The following is a 1429-nucleotide window of genomic DNA, read 5'->3' as shown; positions in this document are numbered from 1 at the left end:
TCACAATCCTGACTCAGTTCTTCAGAGACTTGACTCCATATTCCTTTCGAGCTCCAGCGACTAAATCGGTTGTATATATTGTGCCAGTCACCGAACTCTTCAGGCATGTCCCTCCAAGGCGCTCCGGTACGAGCAAGCCAGAGAATCGACTCAATGAATAACCTGTTGTCAGCTGTTGGTCCGGGGTCAGAGACTTTACCCGGCAGCATGTCTTTGATCCGATCCCATTGTTGATCTTTGAGTACTGTGCGAGTCATAGCAAACCTAAATGCCATACTCTAGATCACTTTTAGGTGTCTTTCCGGTCAGGTTACTGATGTTTTTATCTGTTCGTTCGGTTGGATAAGAACGCCCCCTAGAGTAATGAAATATCGGCAACGTGTAAGAACAGCCTGCGTAATTGTTTCAAAAGCGCATAGCGGTTCAAACGAACCTGCTCATCTTCAGCGTTGACTAATACTTCATCAAAGAAGCGGTCTACAGAGTCTTTCAGTGGTGCCAGACTTTCCATAGCGACTGAGTATTGTCTCTGTTCCAGAATCGGTGCAACCTTTTCTTTGCTGTCGGCCAGGGTTTTGGCCAGAGCCTTCTCCGCGGCTTCTGTCATCAGTCCGGGGTCAACGGCGTCAGGAATGACCAGATTTCCGGCTTTAGCCAGAATATTGGAAACACGCTTGTTGGCGGCAGATAGCGTTTCGGCTTCTGCCATCTGGCTAAAGCGATGCACTGCCTTAACGCGCTGATCAAAATCGAAGGGGCGAGAAGGTTTCAGGGCCTTAACAGACAGGAAGACTTCTACAGGAATCTGCTCATCCTGATACCAGGAGCGGAATCGCTCCAGCATGAAATCCAGAACAGTTTCTGTCAGCTGTTCATTATTGGCTGCTGGCAGCACAACCCCTTGTGCCTGATAACCTTCGACAGACTGATTAATGAGATCACGAAGATCCAGATCCAGTTTCTTCTCAACAATAATACGCAGGACACCCAGGGTGGCTCTTCGCAGTGCAAACGGATCTTTATTACCTGAAGGTGGTTGATTGATGCCAAAGATGCCGGTAATAGTATCGATTTTGTCAGCAATCGCTACGGCACAACCTGTCAGATTGGAAGGCAGTTGATCACCTGCAAAGCGTGGCATGTACTGCTCATTCAAAGCGAGACATACCTCCTGTGCTTCGCCATCGTTTGCGCCGTAGTACTGACCCATGATGCCCTGTAATTCAGGGAATTCCAGAACCATTTCTGAAGTCAGGTCTGATTTACACAGTTCTCCGGCACGGACAGCCAACTGTTCTTGCCCAGTCTCCTGTCTGGCGATGAAACCAGCCAGTTTAGCAATACGTTCGCTTTTATCGAACAACGATCCCAGTTGTGCCTGGAAGACGATAGGTTTCAGGGTCTCCCTGCGAGCTTCAAGTGTGGTTTT

General features: G+C 48.6%; 2 protein-coding genes. Both read right to left on the bottom strand.

Features of this window, described 5'->3' with window-relative positions; genetic code table 11:
* A partial coding sequence (locus KDK16_RS08115; protein ID WP_257275535.1) for a transposase occupies nucleotides 1-275 on the bottom strand: 275 nt, incomplete at its 3' end.
* A gap of 80 nt (nucleotides 276-355) precedes the next feature.
* Nucleotides 356-1429, bottom strand: a 1074-nt coding sequence (gene glyS, locus KDK16_RS08110; RefSeq protein WP_257275533.1) for a glycine--tRNA ligase subunit beta, incomplete at its 5' end; no start/stop codon positions are given.

It is taken from the genome of Endozoicomonas sp. SESOKO4 (assembly GCF_024606275.1).
The sequence above is the reverse complement of the archived record's forward strand: the minus strand, read 5'-3'. Positions and strand labels throughout refer to the sequence as shown.